General features: G+C 70.6%; 27 protein-coding genes. 9 read left to right on the top strand and 18 right to left on the bottom strand.

Features of this window, described 5'->3' with window-relative positions; all coding sequences use genetic code 11:
* Positions 1–6: 6 nt before the first annotated feature.
* Complete coding sequence (locus P0R32_RS12205; RefSeq protein WP_276237287.1) at positions 7–1,368, bottom strand: APC family permease; 1,362 nt, start codon at positions 1,366–1,368, stop codon at positions 7–9.
* A 137-nt stretch (positions 1,369–1,505) separates the two neighbouring features.
* Positions 1,506–3,065: a thermosome subunit alpha gene (gene thsA, locus P0R32_RS12200; protein WP_276237286.1), complete on the bottom strand. Its 1,560-nt coding sequence runs from the start codon at positions 3,063–3,065 to the stop codon at positions 1,506–1,508.
* A 210-nt stretch (positions 3,066–3,275) separates the two neighbouring features.
* Here thsA and P0R32_RS12195 point away from each other — a divergent pair, with 210 nt between their 5' ends.
* Positions 3,276–4,109, top strand: coding sequence for an amidohydrolase family protein (locus P0R32_RS12195; protein WP_276237285.1), 834 nt, complete (start codon positions 3,276–3,278; stop codon positions 4,107–4,109).
* A gap of 18 nt (positions 4,110–4,127) precedes the next feature.
* On the opposite strand, the gene P0R32_RS12190 is transcribed toward P0R32_RS12195, so the two are convergent.
* Positions 4,128–5,039, bottom strand: coding sequence for a glycosyltransferase family 2 protein (locus P0R32_RS12190; RefSeq protein WP_276237284.1), 912 nt, complete (start codon positions 5,037–5,039; stop codon positions 4,128–4,130).
* Between the two features lie 81 nt (positions 5,040–5,120).
* Positions 5,121–5,393 (bottom strand): MarR family transcriptional regulator, encoded by a 273-nt coding sequence (locus tag P0R32_RS12185; protein ID WP_276237283.1) that lies wholly within the window; start codon positions 5,391–5,393, stop codon positions 5,121–5,123.
* 202 nt (positions 5,394–5,595) lie between these two features.
* On the opposite strand from P0R32_RS12185, the gene P0R32_RS12180 reads away from it, so the two are divergent.
* Positions 5,596–5,988, top strand: coding sequence for a PPOX class F420-dependent oxidoreductase (locus tag P0R32_RS12180; RefSeq protein ID WP_276237282.1), 393 nt, complete (start codon positions 5,596–5,598; stop codon positions 5,986–5,988).
* A 79-nt stretch (positions 5,989–6,067) separates the two neighbouring features.
* Positions 6,068–6,772, top strand: a complete 705-nt coding sequence (locus tag P0R32_RS12175; protein WP_276237281.1) for a class I SAM-dependent methyltransferase — start codon at positions 6,068–6,070, stop codon at positions 6,770–6,772.
* A 30-nt stretch (positions 6,773–6,802) separates the two neighbouring features.
* On the opposite strand, the gene P0R32_RS12170 is transcribed toward P0R32_RS12175, so the two are convergent.
* From P0R32_RS12170 to P0R32_RS12160, 3 genes are all read right to left on the bottom strand, one after another.
* The gene (locus P0R32_RS12170) at positions 6,803–7,042 is read right to left on the bottom strand and encodes a hypothetical protein (RefSeq protein ID WP_276237280.1); all 240 of its coding nucleotides are present in this window, start codon (positions 7,040–7,042) and stop codon (positions 6,803–6,805) included.
* Between the two features lie 123 nt (positions 7,043–7,165).
* Positions 7,166–7,570 carry a TRAM domain-containing protein gene (locus tag P0R32_RS12165; RefSeq protein WP_276237279.1) on the bottom strand — a complete coding sequence of 135 codons (405 nt, stop codon included), beginning with the start codon at positions 7,568–7,570 and terminating at the stop codon, positions 7,166–7,168.
* Positions 7,571–7,710: 140 nt separating this feature from the next.
* Positions 7,711–8,439, bottom strand: coding sequence for a YkgJ family cysteine cluster protein (locus P0R32_RS12160; RefSeq protein ID WP_276237278.1), 729 nt, complete (start codon positions 8,437–8,439; stop codon positions 7,711–7,713).
* A gap of 156 nt (positions 8,440–8,595) precedes the next feature.
* Here P0R32_RS12160 and P0R32_RS12155 point away from each other — a divergent pair, with 156 nt between their 5' ends.
* Entirely contained in the window at positions 8,596–8,808 is a 213-nt protein-coding gene (locus P0R32_RS12155) for a DUF7511 domain-containing protein (RefSeq protein WP_276237277.1), read from the top strand.
* 6 nt (positions 8,809–8,814) lie between these two features.
* Here P0R32_RS12155 and P0R32_RS12150 read toward each other — a convergent pair whose 3' ends face one another.
* The 5 genes from P0R32_RS12150 to P0R32_RS12130 form a co-directional block, all read right to left on the bottom strand.
* Entirely contained in the window at positions 8,815–9,627 is an 813-nt protein-coding gene (locus tag P0R32_RS12150) for an MBL fold metallo-hydrolase (RefSeq protein WP_276237276.1), read from the bottom strand.
* Positions 9,627–11,408: a radical SAM protein gene (locus tag P0R32_RS12145; RefSeq protein ID WP_276237275.1), complete on the bottom strand. Its 1,782-nt coding sequence runs from the start codon at positions 11,406–11,408 to the stop codon at positions 9,627–9,629. Before P0R32_RS12145 ends, P0R32_RS12150 begins: the two co-directional genes overlap by 1 nt.
* Before the next feature lie 97 nt (positions 11,409–11,505).
* Entirely contained in the window at positions 11,506–11,751 is a 246-nt protein-coding gene (locus P0R32_RS12140) for a hypothetical protein (RefSeq protein ID WP_276237274.1), read from the bottom strand.
* A 34-nt stretch (positions 11,752–11,785) separates the two neighbouring features.
* The gene (locus tag P0R32_RS12135; protein WP_276237273.1) at positions 11,786–12,121 is read right to left on the bottom strand and encodes a bacteriophage holin; all 336 of its coding nucleotides are present in this window, start codon (positions 12,119–12,121) and stop codon (positions 11,786–11,788) included.
* Between the two features lie 78 nt (positions 12,122–12,199).
* The gene (locus P0R32_RS12130) at positions 12,200–13,054 is read right to left on the bottom strand and encodes a DUF429 domain-containing protein (RefSeq protein WP_276237272.1); all 855 of its coding nucleotides are present in this window, start codon (positions 13,052–13,054) and stop codon (positions 12,200–12,202) included.
* Positions 13,055–13,173: 119 nt separating this feature from the next.
* On the opposite strand from P0R32_RS12130, the gene P0R32_RS12125 reads away from it, so the two are divergent.
* Complete coding sequence (locus P0R32_RS12125; RefSeq protein WP_276237271.1) at positions 13,174–13,329, top strand: DUF7559 family protein; 156 nt, start codon at positions 13,174–13,176, stop codon at positions 13,327–13,329.
* 2 nt (positions 13,330–13,331) lie between these two features.
* Positions 13,332–13,907: an Hsp20/alpha crystallin family protein gene (locus tag P0R32_RS12120; protein WP_276237270.1), complete on the top strand. Its 576-nt coding sequence runs from the start codon at positions 13,332–13,334 to the stop codon at positions 13,905–13,907.
* 16 nt (positions 13,908–13,923) lie between these two features.
* Here P0R32_RS12120 and P0R32_RS12115 read toward each other — a convergent pair whose 3' ends face one another.
* The 4 genes from P0R32_RS12115 to P0R32_RS12100 all read right to left on the bottom strand — a co-directional run bounded on the left by P0R32_RS12115 (position 13,924) and on the right by P0R32_RS12100 (position 17,881).
* Positions 13,924–15,075, bottom strand: a complete 1,152-nt coding sequence (locus P0R32_RS12115; protein ID WP_276237269.1) for an NAD(P)/FAD-dependent oxidoreductase — start codon at positions 15,073–15,075, stop codon at positions 13,924–13,926.
* Between the two features lie 6 nt (positions 15,076–15,081).
* Complete coding sequence (locus tag P0R32_RS12110; protein WP_276237268.1) at positions 15,082–15,849, bottom strand: creatininase family protein; 768 nt, start codon at positions 15,847–15,849, stop codon at positions 15,082–15,084.
* A 136-nt stretch (positions 15,850–15,985) separates the two neighbouring features.
* Positions 15,986–17,014 (bottom strand): phosphotransferase family protein, encoded by a 1,029-nt coding sequence (locus P0R32_RS12105; RefSeq protein WP_276237267.1) that lies wholly within the window; start codon positions 17,012–17,014, stop codon positions 15,986–15,988.
* Between the two features lie 60 nt (positions 17,015–17,074).
* Positions 17,075–17,881 carry a DUF7388 family protein gene (locus P0R32_RS12100; protein ID WP_276237266.1) on the bottom strand — a complete coding sequence of 269 codons (807 nt, stop codon included), beginning with the start codon at positions 17,879–17,881 and terminating at the stop codon, positions 17,075–17,077.
* A gap of 234 nt (positions 17,882–18,115) precedes the next feature.
* Between P0R32_RS12100 and P0R32_RS12095 the strand changes: the two genes are divergently transcribed.
* On the top strand, positions 18,116–18,283 hold the full coding sequence (locus P0R32_RS12095) for a hypothetical protein (RefSeq protein ID WP_276237265.1): 168 nt from the start codon (positions 18,116–18,118) through the stop codon (positions 18,281–18,283).
* A 33-nt stretch (positions 18,284–18,316) separates the two neighbouring features.
* On the opposite strand, the gene P0R32_RS12090 is transcribed toward P0R32_RS12095, so the two are convergent.
* Positions 18,317–18,916 (bottom strand): NUDIX hydrolase, encoded by a 600-nt coding sequence (locus P0R32_RS12090; protein ID WP_276237264.1) that lies wholly within the window; start codon positions 18,914–18,916, stop codon positions 18,317–18,319.
* Between the two features lie 70 nt (positions 18,917–18,986).
* Complete coding sequence (locus P0R32_RS12085; protein WP_276237262.1) at positions 18,987–20,108, bottom strand: glycosyltransferase family protein; 1,122 nt, start codon at positions 20,106–20,108, stop codon at positions 18,987–18,989.
* A 170-nt stretch (positions 20,109–20,278) separates the two neighbouring features.
* Between P0R32_RS12085 and P0R32_RS12080 the strand changes: the two genes are divergently transcribed.
* Both P0R32_RS12080 and P0R32_RS12075 read left to right on the top strand, forming a co-directional pair.
* Positions 20,279–20,506 carry a DUF3311 domain-containing protein gene (locus P0R32_RS12080; RefSeq protein ID WP_276239402.1) on the top strand — a complete coding sequence of 76 codons (228 nt, stop codon included), beginning with the start codon at positions 20,279–20,281 and terminating at the stop codon, positions 20,504–20,506.
* Positions 20,499–21,992: a sodium:solute symporter family protein gene (locus tag P0R32_RS12075; RefSeq protein ID WP_276237261.1), complete on the top strand. Its 1,494-nt coding sequence runs from the start codon at positions 20,499–20,501 to the stop codon at positions 21,990–21,992. The genes P0R32_RS12080 and P0R32_RS12075 overlap by 8 nt, the downstream gene beginning before the upstream one ends.
* Positions 21,993–21,995: the final 3 nt, after the last annotated feature.

Genomic DNA, 21,995 nt, shown 5'->3' with positions numbered 1-21,995 from the left:
CGCCCCTCACCCACTGCCGGGGACCAGCAGGTCCTCGGCGTGTTCGACGCCGTCGACGATGCTCTCACGCTCGAAGTAGAGGAGTTCGACGGCGTGGACGGCGACTGCGAGCAGGAGCACGGCCCAGAACGTCCCGCGTTCGGCGTTCCACAGGTGGACCCCCAACAGAACCGCGAAAGCCGCACAGCCGACCGCGCCCACGGCGGGTGGGAGCGGGTGCACCGACTCGTGGTCGCGCTCGCTGACTGCCAGCGCGCACATCGCGCCGAACACGCTCATGAACGCCAGCGAGCCGAACGAGGTGATCGCGTCTAGGCTGCCGTAGGCGGTGAACACCGCCGCGACGACGCCGAGGAGGAGGACCGTCCGCTGTGGCGCGCCGTCGGCGCTCGCTCGCCCCGTCTCGTCGGGGAGCAGTCCGTCGCCCACCATCCCCTTCGCGAAGTTGGCCGCCGAGAACAGCGTCCCGTTGATCGCCGACCCCGTCGAGAACAGCGCCGCGACCGCGACGACGGTGAACCCGATCCCGCCGACCACCGGTTCGACGGCCAGTGCCAGCGCCCGCTCTGGGTGTTGCTGGATCACGTCGGGCGCTGCGAGGCTGGTGACGACGACCGCGATCAGTCCGTCGACGAGGATGGTGATCAGGATAGACGCGTAGATGGCACGCGGGAGCGTCGTCTCCACGTCCCGGATGCTGTCCTGGTCGTACATGAGCAGTTGCCACCCTTGGAAGGAGACGAACGACACCGCCGTCGCCATCACGACCGGCGTGACGCTGCGGATCTGCTCGAATCCGTACTCCATCGACCCTTGCTGGACGCCGTACCAGAGGCCGAGTCCGCCGAACGCGAGCAACACGGCGACCTTCGCGACCACCAGCACCTCCTCGGAGAGACCCGTCGCGCGGGCGCCGAGGACGTTCAACACGACGAACAGCACGACCGCGAGCACGGAGAACACCGGCCGCAACAGCCCCTCACCGAGCGGGACCGCGTCGACCAGCGACGGCGGCGTCAACGCGACCGAGAAACTCCCGAACGCGTACGCGTACATCGCCATCGCGCCGACGTACCCCACGAGGAGCGTCCAGCCCACCATCCCCGCGACGGAGGCGTCGTCGAGGTACTCCTCCAGTTGCGACACCGACCCGCCGCGGTTGTCGCCCATCGCGTTCAGCTTGAGGTACGAGTACGCCACACACAGCGACACGAGGCTCGCGAGCGTGAACGCCGCCCACGAGGCGGCGCCCGCGATGGTCGCCACCACCCCGAGCACGGCGAACACGCCGCCGCCGATCATGCCGCCCACTGAGATCGAGACCGCTCCGAACAACCCGAGTCGTCCGTCGTCGGAGGTCTCACCCATGGCCGGGGCTGTCACGATTCACGCGGAAAAGTCGGACGGCCAGCTCGTCTGTGCACCCGTCTGCGCGGCGTCGAAGCCCGCGCTCGTCGGGCGATCGGTCGAGAAAATCCGAGGGCGCTCGGGCGCTCGATACGCCGTCAGTTCGCCGCGATGACGTCGTCGATGCGGAGGATCATCGTCGCCGCCTCAGTAGCGGACTCGAGCGCCTCGCGCTTGACGGCCGCGGGGTCGACCACGTGCTCGTCGGTCGGGTTCGTGATCTCGACGGACGGCCCGTCGATCACGATGCCGGCGACGCCGTCGCGGTCGTGGCGGGCGCGCAGGTCGACCAGCGCGTCGATGGGGTCGAGGCCGGCGTTCTCCGCGAGCGTGCGCGGGATTGCGTCGACCGCGTCAGCGAACGCCTCGACCGCGAGGGCCTTGCGACCGGTCACGGCGTTGGCGCCCGCGCGGAGGCGGTCGGCGATCGCGATCTCCACGGCGCCGGCGCCGGGCACGATTTCACCGTCCTCGTGGGCCGCCACGACCACGCCGAGGGCGTCGTCGATGGCGCGCTCGGTCTCGTCGACCACGTGGTCGGTCGAGCCGCGCACGTACAGCGTCACGGTACGGGAGTCGTCGCTGCCCTCGACGAACACCACGTCGTCGCCGGACTGCTTCTCGACGCGGACCGAGGCGGCGGTGCCGAGGTCGCTCGACTCCATGCCGTCGAGCGTCCCGAGGCGGCGGGCGCCGGTGGCGCGGGCGAACGCGCGGGCGTCGGACTTCTTCACGTTCGAGAACGCGAGGATGCCCGCGTCCGCGAGGTAGGCGGCGACGGGGTCGCTGATCTTCTTCGAGCAGAACACCACGTCGACGCCGGCGTCAGTGAGGGACTCGGCGATCGCGCGGCGCTCGGCGTCCTCGGCGGAGAGGGCGGCGTCGAGCTGCTCGACGGAGGTGATCGTGTACTCCGTGTCGACTTCACCCGAGCGCACGTCGAGCTTCATGTCGAGGACGGCGACGGTCGCGTCCGTCACCTCGCGGGGCATGTTGTCGTTGGCGGGTTCCTTCTCGAAGACGACGCCGCGGACCAGTTCCGTGGCCGCCGCGGAGGCGCCCGTGCGGGTGAACACGCGGATGTCGTCGCGGTCGACGCGGCGGTCGTCGTCGGCGACCTGGAGGACGGCGTCGACGACGATTTCGGCGAGCACGTGGGTCGCGATGTCGCCGGTTCCCTTGCCCGTCATCGCGGACTCGGCGACCGTGAGGAGAACGTCGCGGTCGACGGCGCCCTCGACGAGCATCCCGTCGACGGCGTCGAGCGCGAGGCGGAGCGCCTCGTGGTAGCCCTCGACCACGGCGGTCGCGTGGACGTCGTCGTCGAGGAGGTCCTCTGCGCGCGCGAGGAGTTCGCCCGCGAGGACGGCCGCCGTCGTCGTGCCGTCACCGACTTCGGCCTCCTGGGACTCGGCCACCTCGACGAGCATCTGGGCGGCGGGGTGCTCGATGTCCATCTCCTTGAGGATCGTCGCGCCGTCGTTGGTGACGACGACCTCACCCGAGGAGTCGACGAGCATCTTGTCCATGCCGCGCGGCCCGAGTGTCGTTCGGACCGCGCTGGCTACGGCCCGTCCGGCGGCGACGTTCGACCGTCGGGCGTCGAGACCGCTGGTGCGCTGGGTCGACTCCGCCAGGATGTAGAGGGGCTGCTGCATGTAACTCATGGAATGATCAACGAGTAGAATGGTCGCGGTTCTATATCAAGTTTTCTCCGCTCAGGCACCGAAAACTGGCAGACAGCGGCGTGATATCGGCTGACAGACTGCACACTCGCCTGGCGGTCGGCCTAAAGCGCTGTCGGCCACCGAGGGTGGCGGCTGAGAGACTACAACACTCAAGTCGGGGGAGTCGCTCCGGACGGGTAGATGCTGGAACTGGAGCACGGGTTCCGCGTCGTCGACGTGCACGCCCGGCTCGACCCCGACGACGGGGCGGTCGTCGCCTCGCGCGGGCGAGAGGTCTCGCCCGAACGCCTCCAGCGGGAGATGCACCAGGCGGGCGTCGTGCAGTCGGCGGTCGCGCCCGGGTCTCGCCCCGCCGGCGAGGGGTACCTCCGGGCGAACAACGCGGTCGCGCGCCTCTCGGTCGACCGGCCGTTTTGCGCGTTCGCGCGGCTGAACGGGCCGCGCGACCCCGGCGAGTCGCCCGTCTCGCGCCTGCGGAACCTCGCGGCGGCGCCCGCCGACCACCACACCGACCCCGGCGACGTCGAGCAGTACGCCTACGACAGCCGCCTCCACGGCTTCGTGCTCGACCCCGTGAACGACGGCCTCCCGACCGAAGAGACGCTCGAACAGGTGGCGGACGCCGGGGAGCCGGTGCTCGTCCACGGGGGCCGGGGGTTCCCACCGAGCGCCGTCGCGGACGCGCTCTTGGAGTACGGGTTCCCCGTGATCCTCTCGTCGTTCGGTGGCTACCCGCTCGACCGCGCGCTGATGGGGGAGGCGATGGAGCTGCTCGACTCCTACGACCACCTCTACCTCGACACAGCGTTCGTCCGCTTCCGCGACGTGCTGGAGACGGGGCTGCTCGAACACCCGGACCGCGTCATGTTCGGCTCGGGTGCCCCGGACACGCACCCGGACGTGGGCGTGATGGAGGTGCTGACGCTCGACGTGTCCGAGGACCTGCTCGACCGCGCGCTGTCGAAGAACGCCGCGCGGGTCATCGAGGGACTCGCTCCCGGCGCAGACGCGTAGCCGACGCCGTCGGCCGGATCAGTCTCTGCGGTCGTACCGAGCGACGGCGCGGTCGGCCCGCGCGGAGACACCGTTCGGGTTGCGCCGGACCGAGCGGTCGCGCGTCCGCGCGACCAGCCCTTCCGAGGTGCCCGCAGAGATGCCGTGGACCACGTCGCGCCCGTTGCTGGCCCACGATGACGGCGTCGCCTCCCCCCCGAGCACGTCGCGGAACGTGCCGGCGGCGTCGGCGACGGCGTGGCGGAGCGTCCGCGAGACGACGGTCGGGCGGAGCCCGTAGTTCTTCACGAGGCGGTACGCCAGCGAGCGGTACTTCCACCCGAGGTCGCGCGCCTCGATGCCGCCGTCGGTCGCCTCCGAGCGTCGCTCGACGGCCAGGTCGGAGCGCCACTCGACCTCGACGTCCATGCCGGCGAGGCGGTGAGCGGCGTCGCGGGCGCCGCCCGTCTCCAGGTACTCGTCGAACCCGTCGAGTTCGTCGAGCACGCGTCTCGCGAAGATGACGTTGCGACCGTTGACGTACGTCACCTCGCGGTCGGCGATCTGGCGTCGCTCGGGTCCGTCGCTGGTCGCGCCCCCGCGGACGGACCGTCGGAGCGGCCCGGTGACGACGGCGGCGCCGGAGTCGAACGCGTCGGTCGCGGCGTCGAACCAGCCCGGTTCGAGACGGTAGTCGTAACCGAGGAACGCCACCGCGTCGCCGTCGGCGACCTCGATGCCCGCGTTGCGGGCGACGTTCACGTTGCGCGCGGCGATCTCGACGAGCACGTCGACGTCGTCGCGCTCTCGTACCATCCCGGTGGTGCCGTCTGCGGAGGGCCCATTGACGACGAGCACCTCGGCGTCCGGGGCGACGGCTGCCAGCGAGTCGAGGCTGGCCGCCAGTCTCTCCCGTCCGTTGAGGGTGGGGACGACCACCGAGAGGTGCATACCGGTCCGTAGCGAGTGTGGGACTTAAAACGGGGGTTTCCGATCGGTCGTCACGTGCCGCGGCCGGCGCGAGGGGTCGCGTTACCGGTTGAGGTAGTAGACCTGCTTGCGCGCGTCCTTGAACGAGTAGCGCGACCCGACGAGCCCCTGCTCCTCCAGGCGATTGAGCGCGTAGCGCACGGTGCGGTCGGGCAGCAGCGACTCCTCGGCGAGTTGCCCCTGCGAGAGGGGGGCGTCGCCTTCGAGGACCTTCGCGACGAGCTTCGCGCTCGGCGGCAGGTCGCTGAGGAGATCGCGGTATTCGGCTTCGGTGAGTGCGTCAGTGGCGTCCGGGTCCGCGGTACTGGTGCTCATACCACAGCCGAGCAGGAGGGTGGTGGTAAAGGTTGCCTCAATACAAGTGCAAGTCGTGCATATCCCTTATATGCATTATATCAGGTTCTCGGACGATCGATCGTGAACTGCACGAGTGCCCGTTTTCACTGCCGGATGCTCGGATAAAACCGATCGTTCGATCGCGGGAACGACCAAGTGGACCCCCCGCGAGCGGACGGGCGTGATCCCCGAGTCACACCGCGACATCTTCGAGTCGAAGTCGTTCGCCCACCTCTCGACGGTCATGCCCGACGGGACGCCGCAGGTGACCCCTGTCTGGGTCGACCACGAGGACGGTGAGTACGTCCTCGTGAACACTGCTCGCGGGCGCCGCAAGGAGCGCAACATCCGCAACAATCCGAAGGTCGGTCTGTCTGTGACGGACCCCGAGGACCCGTACCGGTACGTCTCCGTGTTGGGCGAGGCGGAGTTGACCGAGGAGGGCGCCGTCGAGCACATCGACAAACTCGCGAAGCGGTACTTCGACGTCGACGAGTACCCGCACCACGGCGAGGAGTCGGGGCCGCGCGTGATCGTCCGCGTCCCGACCGACCGGATCGTCACGAGCGGGTGAGTGGGGGGTCGGCGGAGGCGGGCGATCCCGGCGGGCTATCAGTATCGTTTTAGGGGTCGCCCGTGCACCCCGAGGTAGTGTGAAGGGCCAGGAGTGGTACCAGGCCGACTCAGTCGCCGAGGAGTACGACGCCAAGCGGTTCTCGAAGGGCGGACGGCTCATCGACCGACGCGAGAAGCGTGCCGTGTTGGAGGCGCTCGGACCCGTCGAGGGCGAGCGCGTGTTGGAGATCGCCTGCGGGACCGGACGGTTCACCGTGATGCTCGCCGAGCGCGGCGCCGACATCGTCGGACTCGACATCTCCGACGCGATGCTCGCGCAGGGCCGTGAGAAGGCGCGCAGCGCCGGCCTCGCCTCGACGGTCGAGTTCATGCGCGGCGACGCCGCCCGCCTCCCGTTCCCGGACGACCACTTCGACGCCGTGTTCGCGATGCGCTTTTTCCACCTCGCGGACACGCCGGCGAAGTTCCTCGCGGAGATGGCCCGCGTCTCGAAGGACGTCGTCTTCTTCGACACCTTCCGTGGCGCGTCGTTCCGCACGCTCTACAACTGGGCGCTCCCGATGGGGTCGCGGCTGTACTCCAGAGAGGAGGTCGAACGACTCATCGACGGCGCCGGCCTCAGCCTGCGCCAGGACGACCACGACTTCGTGTTCCCGTACGGCTTCTACCGCGAAGTGCCCAACAGCGTCGCCGACCCCTTCTGGGCGCTCGACCAGGCCATCGGCGGCAACGCCGTCGGCGAGAAACTGTCGTCGGTGTCGTACTGGACGACCGAGGTCTGAGTCACCGCTGGTGGATCTCGGTCGGTTCCCTCACCGCATCACGAGCCATCCCAGGGGGAGCGCCGTGGCGGTCCCGAGGACGACCGCGACGACACCCGTAACGCCGTGCGGACACTCTAGACGACCGGCGGAGACGACCACTGACGCAACGACCACGGAGGCCACGAGCGCGAGCGACGACCGACGCCGTCCGCTCGCGTGTCGGCGCCGCACGACGACGTACAGAAGTGCGACGAACGCACCGGCGGCTATTCCCACCGCTTCGTACACGTTCGGCGGTGCACCGGGGATTCCAGCGAACCCGCCCCACGCCCCGCGGCACAACGAGTCGAGCACGAGTAGTCGCCGACGCTATCGCTTGTAGGCCTTCTCCCGCCAAAGAACGAGTGTGCCTCAGAGTGCGTCGTCGATGACCTCGCCGACGGCGAAGTTGGACTTCACCTCGGTGATCTCGATCTTGACGCGCTCGCCCACCTCGGTGTCGGGGACGATGATCACGTAGCCCCGTTCGACGCGGGCGATGCCGTCACCCTGTTTCCCGAGGTCTTCGATCTCGACGTAGCGGATCTCGCCGCGCTCGACCGGCGGCTGCGGGCCGTCGGTGGACGCGGGGGTGTCGGCGGACGCGGTGTCGGCCGCGGCAGCGCCCTCGCGCTCGATGAGCGCGACGCGGTACACCGTGCCCGGTTCGACGCTGCCGGTGTCGACCTCCCGTTTGGGGATCTCTACGGTGTAGCGGTCGCCGTCGTCACGGACCTCGGCGCTGAACAGACAGAGGAGTTCGTCGGAGATTTCCACGGATATAGACCTCCACCGGCACGTTCGGCGGCTGTGACATATACCTACCGCCGCAGGGAGCGCCCGCTCGACCCGTGGTGTCGGCATCGTTACCGGTCGGCGGCGTCGCGACCGGGCCCGGTCGTCGACACCGGTCGTCGCTACCGCTCGTCGTCCCGCCCAGCGGCGTCGAGGGGGCGGCCGTCGGCGTCTTTCGCCCCCTCGGAGTCGTGGACGACGACCGTGCCGGCGTCGACCGTCCGGGGTTCGTAGCTGTCGCGCACGCCGATGGCCTCCTCCAACTCACGGACGGCTCGTTCCTTCAGCGCCGCCGCGAGCGACTCGGCGTCGGCGCGGTCGATGTCGCGGCCGAGTCCCTCGCACTCGTGTGCGCGGACGACGCCCTCCTCGTCGACGGCCTCGCCCATCGGCTGGCTGGTGCCGCCGAGCGCGACCGAGAACGGGTACGTCTCGCAGATGAGCGGGCGGTCCGCGTGGACGCCGCAGGCGCCGACGCCGTCGTCGTCCTCCTCGTAGAAGACGCAGTCGCCGCATGCGTCCGTCTGGAGCGCCCACTCGAACGTCTCGCCTTCCGGGCCGTCCGGGCCGTCGGTCAGGCCGTACGGCATCGGGCGGGCGACATCGCGCCAGTCACGCGCCCCCTCGGCGTCGGACTCCTCCGTGTCGGCAGTCGGGCCGTCGGCGTCACCAGCGCCCTGGAGGCGCCGCACCTCGTCGGGGAACACGGTCGCGGTGTGGGGGTCGTCCGCCTCGCTCTTGCAGCACGCGCCACAGCGGGTGCACTCGAATCCGATCGTCTCGATGGCGTCGGCCAACTCGTCGACCGCGAGCGAACGCGCCTCCGCCAACTCGGCTTCGAGTGACTGCACGGTCGGAGGTCGTACGCTCAGCGACTAAACGCCGTCGGGTTTCCGACCACACCACCCCAAGACCGCACGCCCGTCTCGACTCCGCTCCGGAGCGCTCGGTACCGGCCGGGAGGAAACTTAGCGACGTTTAAGTGTGGTCGGGTGGGTGACACGTGTATGTCGGTTGCACCCGATCGGTCACCCGAGGACGTGCACACGCCCGACCCCCGCTTCGCCGCCCCCTCCGGCCTCACGGCTGCGGTCGTCCGCTACGACGGCGAGCCAGACCGCTGTACGGTGTACCCCAACGGCGCGGACGACGACACGCTGACGACGACGTGGCTGTCGGTCAACGCCGAGTGTCTCGTGTCGCTGGAAGACGCCCGCTGACGACGCTCACCGCGGCGCGACGCGCCCTGTCTGGCGGTCCCACCGGATGCGACCCGCCCGCGCCACCTTCTCGACGTGCGCGACTAGCGTCGCCCGCGCGAGGTCCTCGACGCCAGTGAGGTCCTTGTCGTAGGCGGCCTCGAGCAGGGCGTCGACCGCTCGTGTGCCGCCTTCCACGGCGTCGACGACGCGCCGTTCGCGCCCGAGTCGGTGGTCGACCAGCCTCGCACACGTCGCCCGCGCGTCGTCGATGCGGGGGCCGTGCCCGGGGAACAGCGCCGGCGGGTTCCGGGCGTGGAGCCGACGGAGCGCGGTGAGGTACGCCCGCATATCACCCTCCGGCGCGGCGACGACGACGCTCCCCTCGGCGACCGCCACGTCGCCGCAGACGACGCCGTTGCCCGTCTCGAAGCCGACGCCGTCTGGCGCGTGGCCCGGGAGGTCGACGACGGTCGTCGGCCCGACGCGGTCGCCGGGAGAGAACGTGCGGTCCGGTTCCACACCAGTCGCCTCGACGAAGCGGTCCTCGTAGCCTCGCCGCGCCCAGACGGTCGCGCCCGTCTCGGCGGCGTAGGCGGCGACGGCGCCCACGTGGTCGGGGTGGGTGTGCGTGACGGCGACGTGGTCGGCGACCTTCTCGCGGACGACGGTGTCGAGCGTGTCGGTGCGCGCCGCCGGGTCGACGAGCAGCGTCTCGTCCGTCCCGACGACGTAGGCGTTGGTCGTTCCGCCGGGTGCGCGGGTCTCGACGGGGATGGCGAAGCGGTCGACGTGCGTGTCCGCCGCGGGCGACCGATCACCGTCGCCGCCACGAGCCATCAGTCGGCGCTCCGCGGTGCTGGCGCACCCGGGTAGTCGGCGTCGCTGTCCACACCGGGGACGCCCGCGTCTGCAAACCGTTCGAGGGAGGCGTCGGCGCCGACCACTTCGGCGGCCTCGGCGGCGTTCGCGTACGGGCGGTTGACGACGAGGTCACCCGCGGCGGACTTGCCGATGCCGGGGATGGCGCGCAGTTCGTGCATCGACGCGCCGTTGACGTCGAGCGGGTAGGGGACGCCCGTCACCGAGCGGTAGCCCCAGTCGACGACCGCCACGTCGACCGTCCGCCCGAGGTCGTGCTCGCCGGGGATGCCGACGAGGATCGGATACGTGCCCAACTGGCGACCGAACGTGGTGCCGTCTTCGTGGTACTCCAGGTACACGTCGGGGAGGACGGTGCCCGTGGGCATCACGCGCTCCAGCATCGGGCGGTCGACCGTCTCGCGCACCTCGCGTTTGTACTGCTGGAACTCCTTCTTGTGCTCGCGCGCGAGGCGGGCGCCCGTCTCGGCCATCTCGGTCCCCTCGAACGCCATCACCTGCCGGACGTTCACCCGGCGGAGCATCAGCCCCTCGTCCATCACCGAGTCGAGGAAGTTCTTGTTGTGCTCGAAGGTGTCCGCCGTCTCTCCCTCCAAGCCGTGGACGAGGTTGATCCCGGGCAGGAGTTTGGGGAGGCGACGCGGGGCGTCGTCGCCGAAACTCGGCGCGTTCGCCGGGTCCTCGCCGGGGCGCCAGCCGCCAGCCTCGTTGACGACGCGGACGGCCTCCAGGCACTCTTCGGCGCTGACGAGGAGGTTGTTCTGCTCTCGAACGTCGGGGTCCGCGGATTCGAGGCCGAACGCCGCTGTGTCTCCGGGCGTGTTGTGGCGTGCGATGACCTCGATGGCCTCCCGCGACGCCTCCGGGTAGTCCGTGATGGTCACGGGATTCATGTTGTCGAGGTGGAGCGTGCGCAGGTCGGGCGCAACCTCGCGGATGCCGCCGTACAGTTGGCGGAGGGCGTCGGGATTCGGCGCCTCGCCGTCGCCGCCGAACGCGAGGATGTCGGCCTGCCGACCGAGGCGGAAGTGGCGGACGCCCGCGTCCGAGAGCGCGTCGACCTCCGACACCACGTCGGGTGCGGTGCGGAAGTCCGGGTCGCCGTACATCGGCTCCGTGCAGAACGAACAGCGGTACGCACACCCGCGGGAGGTCTCCAACTCGGCGATGAGGTAGTCGGGGTGGTTCGGGTGCTGTTCGACGACGAACGCGCCCATGCTCGACCAGCGCGCGACCTCGTCGTAGTCGCGGATGCGGTTGCCGAACCCCTCCAGGCCGCTCTCGACGATGTCGTAGGCGGCGGCCTCCACGTCGCCCATCGCGAGGAAGTCGAAGTCGAGGTCGTCGCGCTGCATCTCCTGGGCACCGGCGTTCTCCTCGCCGACGCCGAAGCGCACCGGGCCGCCGAGGAGGGTGACGCCGTCGGCGGTCCACGCGAGTTCGCGCACTTCGTCCGGTTCGGCGGGCGTGCCACCGACGTACTTCCCGGGGACGGTCATCCCGCCGACGTAGACCATGAGGTCGGCGTCGGCGACGTCTGCCCACTTGCGCCGCTCGTCGCGGAGTTCGTCGATGGTGTGGTAGGTGATCTGCGACTCCGGGACGCCCGCGTCGACGAGCGCACCCGCGGTGAAGCGCGGGTACGTCGAGATGTACGGCGGGACGCCGAAGTGCGCCGGTTCGTCCACGTAGCCGTCGACGATGGTGACGGCGAGGTCGCTCGGATCCGGCGCGGTCATAGCAGTAACTGGCGCGGCGAGCGGCTAAAGACGTACGGTCCGGGGACGCTCCGGGGAGCGCGTCGGGCGAGGGGTCCGGTCGCGACCCCGCCGACGGCTACCAGGTGGCCCGCTCACGGTCGTCGTCGTCGTCGGCCTCGAAGCCGCCGACGGACTCCTCGATGCCGCCGACGAGCGCTGCCTCCTCGTAGGTGAGGCCGTCGCCGTCGGCGAGGGTGTCGAGCAGGTCGTCGACCGTCCGCGGTGGGTCGGCGACCGTCTCCTCGGTCTCGCGCCGTTCGGTCCGGTCAGCCTCTTCCCGGGCGCGTCTGTCCCGCTCGTGCTCCCGCCGCCTCGTGCGCATTGGTGACACCTCACACGCGTGTGCGACGCCTCGACTATTCAGTGTTGTGTCGGGGTGACGGCACGACTTCCGTCACCCCGTCCTCGTCGATCGGGGCTCGCATCGTCTCACCCGCGCGGACCAGCGCGTTGTACAGCCACGCGAAGACGTACCCGCCGACGAGGCCGTCGAGGAACGCCCACAGTCCCCCGATGGCGAGCCCCGACGTCGACTCTCCGTACCCGCGATACAGGTCCGCCAACAGGTGCTCCCACCGTTCGCCCCACCCGAACCGGGCGAGCACGCCGAGCGAGACGACGGCGACCGCCCAGAGCAGTCCACACGCTAGTCCGAACGCCCTGTCGTCGAGTTCACGACCGTCCGTGGTCATGCGTGCGCTACGGTACCACTCCGCAAAAACCGTCGTCGCCACCACAGCGTCGCGGGAATCGGCTGGGTCGGCGACGACTCAGGCGAAGATGCGTGCCTCCCGTCGCTCCTCCGCGTCGTACTCGCGGTCCAGCGCGTCGGGGTAGTTCCGGTGGGCGGCGTACGCGGCGGCGACGGCGTCGAGCGCGTCGTCGGTCGCCACCGCACAGTCGACGAGGGTCCTCGCCGCGTCGTCGCGACCGAACCGGACGCCGGCCGCGCGGAGCGCCTCGACGTTCCGTCGTCGGGCCTCAACGTGCCGGCGTTGTGCCTTCTTGTACCCCGTCCGCGCGGCGTCGTCGAGGCGGTCGAACACCGACGCGGGGTACGTCTCAAGCACCGTGAGGCGGGGGTCGGGGACCGACAACACCGGTGGGACGCAGACGCCGTCGCGAGCGATCAATCGGCTGAGGAGCACCGAGATACCGTAGTACGTCTGGGTCTTGATCCGGAAGCCCGCGGGGTCCTGTCCACCGTGTTCGTCGTCGGTGGCCCGGCGGATCGGTCGCCCCTCGTCGGCGCCCGCCCGGACCGCCTCGTACAGGTCGCGCGGGTCGTCGACGCCGGCCAACGCGCCCCACTCCTCGGGGGTGGCCTCGACGAACGCCCGCCAGTCGTCGCCCCCGAGCGTCCACGCCGGGAGCGAGAACGGGAAGTCGAGACCGGCGACGGCGGGGCCCTCGACGGTCGCTAGGTGGTCGGCTAACGCGGGGAGCACGTCGGCGCGGGCAGTGGAGTCGAGACCGAGGAACTCCGAGGCGGAGGCGAGCGTCTCGACGACGAGCGTGTCCCCGTCGGGGACACAGCGCGCCACCCACGTCGACGCGCCCGCCGACTTCGCGGCGGCGCTGAGGTCGACGCCGTACACCGCCGTGGGGGTCGGATCGGTGGTCACGGTCGAAGCAGGGTCGCCGTCGATTTAGCACCCGCGTTCGGCCCGCAGGGCGGCGTCGGTGTCGGCAAGCCCCGCATCGCCCCACGGCGTTTATGCCGCGCGCGGACCAACGGGACGGTATGCCCGCCACGAAGGAAGTCAAGTGCGTCAGCGCCGACTGCGAACTGGACATGTTCGAGAACCACTACACGTACGACATCGCCGACGACCACACGGTCGCTGACCTCTCGTGTCCGCTGTGCGGGGGCGGCGAGCTCGAAGAGATCGAACTGTGACCATGAGCGACCGAACACCTCCCGCCGACGGCGCCAAGCGCCTGAAAGACGTCGGCGAGTCGGCGGTCAACTCCGTGCTCGACCGCGTCGGTCGCGGCGTCGCGAAGGTGCAAGAGAAGTCGCCGCTCGCGTACGACCTGCTGGAGTCCGAAGACGCGTTCCTGGTCGTCTTCGACGCACCCGGGACCGAGCGCAGCGACGTGCAAGTGCGGTTCAACGACGGCGCCGTCGAGGTGCGCGTCGACCGCTTCCGCGACTTCCACGAGGGGTTCGAGATGCGCTTCCCCGGTCGCGGCCTCGCGCTCGACGGGCGCGCGAAACTCCCCGCTGGTGCCGCCGTCGACCCCGAGGGTGCCACCTCGACGCTCACCGACCACGGGACGCTCCGCGTCCGCGTCCCGAAGGAGGAGGGTGGCACCGTCGCCGTCGCGGACGCCGACGAGGCCGACGAGGCCGACGAGGAGACCGACGACGAACCCGTCCACCTCGACCTGAACGAGGGCGATGCCGACGCGGACGGCGCCGAAGACGACTCCGCCGACGCTGAGACGGCGGACGACGACGCCGACGAAGAGTAGCCCGTTTCAGCCCGCTTCAGCCCGTCTCATTCTCGCCGCGGTCCGTCTCGACGGCCATCCCCTCGCTGATCTCGAACGCCTCGTCGCCGTCGAACCGCGCCGGGTCGAACTGGTCGACACCCTCGCTCGCGCCGAGCACCTGTCGCGCGACGAGTTCGCCCGTCGCCGGCGCGCGCATGAAGCCGTGGCCCTGCCAGCCGGCGGCGACGAACACGCCGTCTGCGACTTCGCCGACCAACGGGTCGCCGTCTGGCGTCGCCGTACACAGTCCCGCCCACGCGCGCTCCACGGTGGCGTCGTACTCTGCTCGCTCGACCAGCGTGTCGCGCACGTCGTCGACGAACCAGTCGTCGGCGTCGCGCTCCCACTCGTCGGGGTCGGCCTCGACCGGCACGGTGCCGTCGCCCGCGAGCAGCCCCGCGGGGTGCGGACGCGCGTACACGCCCGCCGACGCGTCGTACCACATCGGCCCGTCGTACGGGCGGTCCGAAACGAGCGCCTGCACCCGGTAGGGCTTCAGCGGGATCTGTATCCCGGCGTCGGCGAGCACCCGTTTCGTGTGCGCCCCCGCCGCGACGACGACCGCCTCGAACCGACGGGTGACGGGCGCCTCGTCGGCGACGGCGACTCCCGGGGGCGTCGTCGTCACCGACACCTCGCTGTCGGTCCGAATCTCGACGCCGGCGTCGGCGGCGCGGTCGGCCAGCATCGACACGTAGCTCCCGGGGTCGGTCCACCCCGCGTTGCTCGCGACCGCCGCGACCGCCACGTCGTCGCTCCGGAGCGTCGGGAACCGTTCGCCCAACTCCGCGCCCGTGAGCGTCTCGACGGGTCGGTCGTGGACACGCATCCGTTCGGCGGCGCCCTCGACGGCCTCCGCGAGATGGTCGTCGCCCTCGCGGGCGAGCATCACGTACGGGCAGTCGACGAACCCGAAGTCACCCGTCCCGGAGAACTCCCGGAAGCGCTCCAGCGCCCGCGCGCCGAGCGCGGCGTCGACGTCCTCGGCGTAGGCGTCGTACAGCACACCGGCAGCGCGTCCCGACGCGCCGGAGGCGATGTCGCCCTTCTCGAACAGCGTCACGTCCGCGCCGGCGACCGCCAGGTCGTGGGCGGCTGTCACGCCGACCGCGCCGCCGCCGACGACCGCGACTCGTGTGCCTGCCATGGCCGATCAGCGGTGTGGTTCCGGCATGAGCGCGTCGAACGGCTGGTCGGCCAGCCAGTCGACCAGCGCGTCGAGTTCGCTCGTCGCCTGCTCGAACAGTCGCTCACCCTTCTCGGCGGTCCCCTGTGTCGGCGACCCCACTGCGCCAGACTCGGAGAAGTCCGCCGTGTCGAACCCGACCTCGGCCCCGTGGACAGTCTTCCCCCAGGAGTCGGCGGCGCCGGCCTCCGCGTCCGCCAGCAGCGCCTCGCGCACGAGGTCGCCCGCGACGTGGGCGACCATGCTCGTCTCCATCGCGTCGGCGTGGCCGATACCCGACTGGTCGAACAACTCCTCGTCGAGTCCGTCGAGACTCGCCCACCAGTTCCACGGCACGGCGTACGCGATGCGGTCGCCGCGGAGTCGGCGGGCGGCCCGCTGGAGCGCGTCCGAGTTGCCGCCGTGCCCGTTGCAGAAGACGAGTTTGTCGACGCCGTGGCTCGCGACCGACGCCGCTATCTCGCCGACGTAGTCTTCGAACGTCTCGGGTTCGGCCCACAGCGTCCCGTCGAACTGGCGGTGGTGCGCCGACACGCCCACCGGTACCGTCGGGAGCACGACGGCGTCGTCGCGGTCGACGCCGCGGGCGACGGCCTCGGCGGCGAGGAAGTCCGTCCCCAACGGGAGCGCGGGGCCGTGCTGTTCGACCGACCCGGTCGGTAGAATCGCCACCTCGACGTCGTCGTCGAACGCGTCGCCCGCGCTCGTCGTCGTCTCCTCGTGGAGTAGTTGCATACGGGCGCGTCCGCGTGAGCCCACGTAGGCGTTCGGGTGGCGGTAGCGTGGGGTGGCGGTAGCATACGGTGACGGTGGCGTGCGGGCGGCGATGCGGGATGCGGGATGCGGGCAGGCCGGCCAGAGGGTGAAGCGCTCAGACCCGCGCGAGTCGACGGTCGAGTTCCGCCTCCGTCCACTCCGCGAACGCCGCGCTGTCCTCGTCGACGAACCGGACGTAGTTCTCGAAGTAGCCGGAGACGCCGAGATGGCGAACCGCGCGATAGATCGGCTCACGCTCCTCGTAGCCGGCCGGGAGGCCGCCGACCTGCTCCCGGTAGCCGTCGAGGAACGCATCGCCCAGCCGTTGCTCGTCGTCCCCGCGCATCGGTTCGAACCCCTGTTCAAGCCCTCGAACGAGGTCCCGAACTGGGTCGCCCACGCACGCTCGTTCCCAGTCGAGCAACCCCGCAGTCGGTGGGTCGTCTCCGCCGTCCCCGCCGTCACCATCGCCGTCCAAGACGAAGCAGTTCGGCTTCGCGAGGTCGAAGTGACACAGCGCCGCCACCGCGTCGTCGAGGCGGTCGCGGTTCGCAGCCACCACCTCCGCGACGCGGCGGAAGTGGTCGTCGAACCGGTCGGACGGCGAGGCCGTCCGTATCCACTCGATCCGGGCGAGGAGCACGTCGGTCCACGGGTCGCCCCGAACGTCGACTCCGGACACACGACCGTCGCCGTCGCGGACCACGCCGCGTATCTCGCCGTGGAAGTCGAGCGAGTCGGCGTACAGGTCGTGCAGGTCCGCGAGTGATCGGCCGACGGCGCGGGCGAGGTCACGCCGTGTCGCGGCGTCGGCGTCTGCGCCGCGGTCCAACAGCGTCTCGCCCTCCACCGGGGCCGTCAGGAGGTACGGCACCGACGCCGTCGGGTCGGCGGCGACGACGCGCGGAACGGGAACCCGGTCGGCCGCGCTGACGGCCGCAAGCGCCGCCCGCTCACGAGCGATGCGGCTCCCGTCGCCGTCGAGCGCGACCTTACAGAACAGCGCGCTCGGGTCGTCGTCATCGGCGAAGGTCACGCGAACCGTCTCGTTGTCGTCGTTCCACGACGGCCCGGTCGCGGCGACGTCTCGGACCTCCCGGTCGGGAGCCGCGGCGTCGAGGGCGGATCGGAGGGCGCCGTCCATACCGCCGACTGTGAGTCGCGGTTCAAACCGGTTGGGGTCGCGTGCGGATCCGTGACGGGATTACCGGAGTGTGTCGACGCCGGCGGCGGGGTAGCCGACCACGTGGTCGACACCGACAGCGTGGAGGTCGGCGACGCGCTCGGCCACCGTCTCGGGGTCGCCCACGAGCGCGTAGTCGCGGACGGCCGCCGACAGCACCTCGCGAGCGCGTCCCGTCGCCGCGGCGTCCGTCTCGGCGTCGTCGGGGAGCGCCTCCCGGACGGGCCTGCGGCGCGCGGCGTACGCGCCGACGGCGTCAAGGATCGCGTCCTCGTCGTCGCTGGGGACGACCGGCGCGTACAGCGCGACCTCGCCCTCGAAACCGGCGGCCCGCAACGCCCGTACGTCGCGCTCGGTCGTCCGCGACAGTAGGTCGTACTGGACGCCGCCGGCGGCGAGCGCGACGCGCTCGATGCCCTCGGTGCCGACCCACGGTTCGTCGCCGGACGCCCGGACCGCGCGGACGGCGTCGCCGAGGCGCGGCGCGACCGCGCGGCGGCGCTCGTCGTCCGTAAGGTAGGCGCCGTGACCCGCCACGAGCACGCGTCTCGCCGCCGGCGGGAGCTCGTCGACCAGCGAGTCGTCGCCGCGAGGGTCGAACCCGTCGGCGCGGACGGGCGTCGTCACGCGGAGGTCGACCGACTCAGCGAGGGCGGCCAGCGTCTCGGTGTCCGGCATCGCGTCGCGACCCTCGTAGTCGACGCACACGAGGTCGACCGGGAGGTCGGCGGCGACGCGCACGTCGCACTCGGTCGGCTTGAGCGCGACCCCGTCGAGGTTCGTTTCGGCGGCGACGCTGTCGGGGGCTGTGGATACGGAGTGTGTCATCGGTGGTAGAGCGGGGGCTGGTCGGCGGGGTCGGTGCGGTGCTGTCGAGTCGTCGCGAGCGGCGACGACGCTACTGAGAGAGAACTAGGACCGTCGCGGAACGCGATCCATCGCCTGTGCGGCCATACATCTCAGGAAATCGCTGAGGACGATAAACGTGGTGTTCGCGACAGTATCGGCCCGCGCTGTTCGATCGGTCAGCAGACGTACCTGACGGCGTCGGGAACGACCGCTATGGACGGCGGAGGCGGCGCAGACAGAGGTGGGATCGTCTCGACGGCGCGCAACGCCGCCGAGGGGTGGCACGGGAGCGGCGTCGACGGGTGGGTGAAGACCGGCATCGTTATGGCGACGTTCCTGGTGCTGTTCTTCCTCGCACTCGTCGTCGTGAGCTACGTCTGATTGGGAGGCAGGTGTCAGGTGTGGTGGGCGCACCTACACCGGGAGGTCGGCGTCGGGGTCCACGACGCGGTCGACCTCGGCGGGCATCTCCCAGTCGGTGAGCAGTTCGAGCAACTGCACGAGCATCCGCCCGGTCGCGCCCCAGACAGTGTAGCCGTCGACGTGGAAGAAGTGGAGACGGATGTCGCCGTAGTGCGGGTGGTCGCGGCGCTCGGACTCGTAGTTCTCGCGCGCGGTGAGGTCGGCGACCGCAAGGATCGCGATTTCGGCGACCTCGTCGTCGCTGGGGACGTACTCCCGGTCCGGTGCGGTGCCAACGAACGGCGTGACCGCGTACTCGGAGACGGTCTGGATGTCGTCGAGTCGCCCGATCACGTCTACCTCCGAGGCGCGGAGCCCGATCTCTTCGTCAGCTTCGCGCAGCGCCGTCGCCGTCAGATCCGAGTCTATGGTCTCGACGCCGCCCCCGGGGAAGCTCATCTGTCCGGGGTGGCTCCCGAGGTGGTCGGCGCGCTTCGTGAACAGGACGTGCGGCTCACCGCTGCGGTCGATGATCGGTGCGAGCACGGCCGCGCGCCGCTCGGCGTCCGTCACCCGGACGGGCGTGTGGCGACGGACGCGCTCGAACTCCATACCCCCTATCGCGCGCCGGCTGGCTTCAACGGTGCGGTCGTGTCAGACGTGACCTCATCGCGTGCGGGCGTCACCCGTCGGCGTCTTTCACGTCCCCGTTGGCGGCGTCGCGGGCGTCGGCGTCGGCGGCCTCCGCGACTGCCGCCGGCGACAGGTCCACCCCGTCCCACGACGGCAGGCGCGTGTCCGGCCCCGGCGGCGCGATGGACTCCGCGTACGTCCGCACTTGTCGACGCTCGCCGCTGCGGTCGTACGAGAGCCCGTTGAACGCCGCGTCCGCCGCGTATCGGTCGATGAACGACTCCCCCGTCCGTCGGTACGCCTCGGGCAACGCGTCGTAGTCGACCCGCACGCCGTGGTCCTCGGCGGCCCGCAACAGCGCGGCGCCGACGGAGCGACTCATGTCGGAGAGTCCGGTCGGCCCCGACACCGCGCGGTGGTCGTGCTCGTAACTCCCGAGGTCGACCTGCGCCGCGCCGTCGACGCCGACCGCGTCGTACGCCGCCGCGAGCGTCCCCACCTCCAGCCCCCAGGTGCGCTGGAGCGGGAGCGACCCGACCACGTCGCTCGTCGCGGCGAACTCACCCGCGAGCGCGTAGCGGAACGACGCCATGTACGCCAGGAACTCCGACCCGGGGTTCGCGTCGTGTAACGCCCGCACGAGCGGGGAGTAGAACAGGCGGAACAGTCGCCCGTACAACTGCCCGTTCTCGACGCGGGCGTAGTATCCCTTCGAGAAGTCGAAGCCGTTCGCCAGGGGGAACAGCAGGCGGCGGACGTAGTTCCGTGAGTACGACTTCGTGTCCGCGTCGTGGACGACGACGTACTCTTCGCGAAGCGCCCTGCCGAGGGCCAGCCACACGTCGCGCCCCTTCCCGCGCTCGCCGTCCAGTCCGGCGTCCGAGAGCAGGCCGTCCACGCGGGGGCCGTCACACCACAGCGTCTCCAACGGCAGGTCGAAGCCGTCGAGCCACTCGCGGAATGCGCCGACGCGCTCGGCGGGGGCGCGCAGGGGGACGACGACGCGGGCGGGGTCGAGCGACTCCAACTCCGACAGCACGCGTTCGGCGGCGAGGCCGGCGTACTCCCGCTCGGTCATCGGAACGACGACCGCCGCTCGGTCGGTCGGCGCATCCGGTGCGGCGTCACCGAACGAGTGGAGCGTCGCGACGCGCTCCTGCACGTACTCCATCCTCAGATCGCACGGCGGCGCCGCGAATAAAGCCGGGTGGTCGCGCGTCCTGGCCCTCCCAACAGCGGCGTGACCGGCCCCACGTTCATTGAAGAACTATTCTCTTCGATACCTCGAACCGACGAGTGATTGAACAACATTCATGGTTCATGAACTACTACCACCGAGGGATGACGCGCACTCGATCGGACCTGCTGTGGGTACTCGTGTTCGCCGTGCTCGTGGCGTTCGCGATCCCGTGGTTCCTGTGGGGCGACGCGACCGTCGTCGCTGGCCTCCCCCTCTGGCTGTGGTGGCACGTCGGCTGGATGGTGCTGGCGACCGTCGCGTTCTACGCGTTCACGCGCACCGGCGGCTGGGACCGCGGCGTCGACGCCGAGGTGATCCGCCGTGGCTGAGTTGGGCACCTCGGTGGTGGTCGTGCTCGGCTACCTGCTGATCACGCTGGCAATCGGGTTGGTCGCCTACCGGTTGACGGACCGCTCGGCGGAGGACTACTACCTCGCGTCGCGGTCGGTGGGGACCGTCGTGCTCCTGTTCACGACGTTCGCGACCCTGCTGTCGGCGTTCACCTTCTTCGGCGGCCCCAACCTCGCGTTCGCCGCGGGGCCGGAGTGGATCCTCGTGATGGGGCTGATGGACGGCATCCTGTTCGCGCTCCTGTGGTACGCCATCGGTTACAAGCAGTGGCTCGTCGGGAAGGCTCACGGCTACGTGACGCTGGGCGAGATGCTCGGCGACCGCTTCGGCTCGCGCGGTCTCCGCGGACTGGTCGCAGGCGTGAGCCTCCTGTGGCTGTTCCCGTACGTGATGCTCCAGCAGATCGGCGCCGGGCAGGCGCTCGTGGGGCTGACCGACGGCGCGGTGCCGTACTGGGCCGGCGCGGCGCTGATCACGGTGTTCATGGTCGCGTACGTCGCCCTCTCGGGACTCCGGGGCGTCGCGTGGACCGACACACTGCAGGGCGTGTTCATGCTCGGCGTCGTCTGGCTGGCGGTCGCGTGGGTCGCCTCAGCCGCCGGCGGTGTCTCCGCGCTCACCGCGGGGATGGCGCAGGCGAACCCCGAGTTCGCGTCGCTGGGCGGCGGGCTCTACTCGCCACAGTGGATGATCGGCACCGCAGTGGTCATCGCGTTCGGCGTCGCGGCGTTCCCGCAGGTGAACCAGCGGTTCTTCATGGCCGACGACGCGCGGACGCTGAAGCGATCGTTCGCGCTGTGGCCCGTCCTCGTCCTGCTGCTGTTCGTCCCCGCGTTCCTGCTCGGGTCGTGGGCGGTCGGCCTCGGCATCACGGTGCCCGACGGGAGCAACGTCCTCCCGGTCCTGTTGAACGAGTACACGCCGGCGTGGTTCGCGGCGCTCGTCATCGCTGGCGCGCTGGCGGCGATGATGTCCTCATCGGACTCGATGCTCCTCTCGGGGTCGTCGTACTTCACGCGGGACCTGTACCGCCCGTTCGTCGACCCCGACGTGAGCGACGACCGCGAGGGGTGGATCGCACGCGTCGGCGTCGCCGTGTTCGCGGCGTCGACGTTCGCGGCTTCCCTCCTTGTCGGCGGCGGGGGTGGGCTCGACGTGCTCGTCACGCTCGGCGACACGGCGTTCGGCGGGTACGCCCAGTTGACCATTCCCCTCATCCTCGCGCTCTACTGGTCGCGGACGACGAAGTCCGGGATGATCGCCGGAATCGTCGCCGCCGAGGCCGTGTACATCCCACACGCGCTGTTCGTCAGCGACGTGGCGTTCCTCTCGACGACGTACCTGACGTGGGACTACGCGCTGTGGTGTATGCTCCTCTCGCTGGTGGTGACCGTCGGCGTCTCCGCCGTGACGACGGCTTCGCCGGGCGAGAACGCCGAGAAGTTCGGCGTGAGCGCGGACTGACCC

The sequence above is a fragment of the Halobaculum marinum genome (assembly GCF_029338555.1).
GTDB classification, from domain to species: domain Archaea; phylum Halobacteriota; class Halobacteria; order Halobacteriales; family Haloferacaceae; genus Halobaculum; species Halobaculum marinum.
Note: the sequence above shows the minus strand (reverse complement) of the source record. Positions and strands in the feature narration are given on the sequence as shown.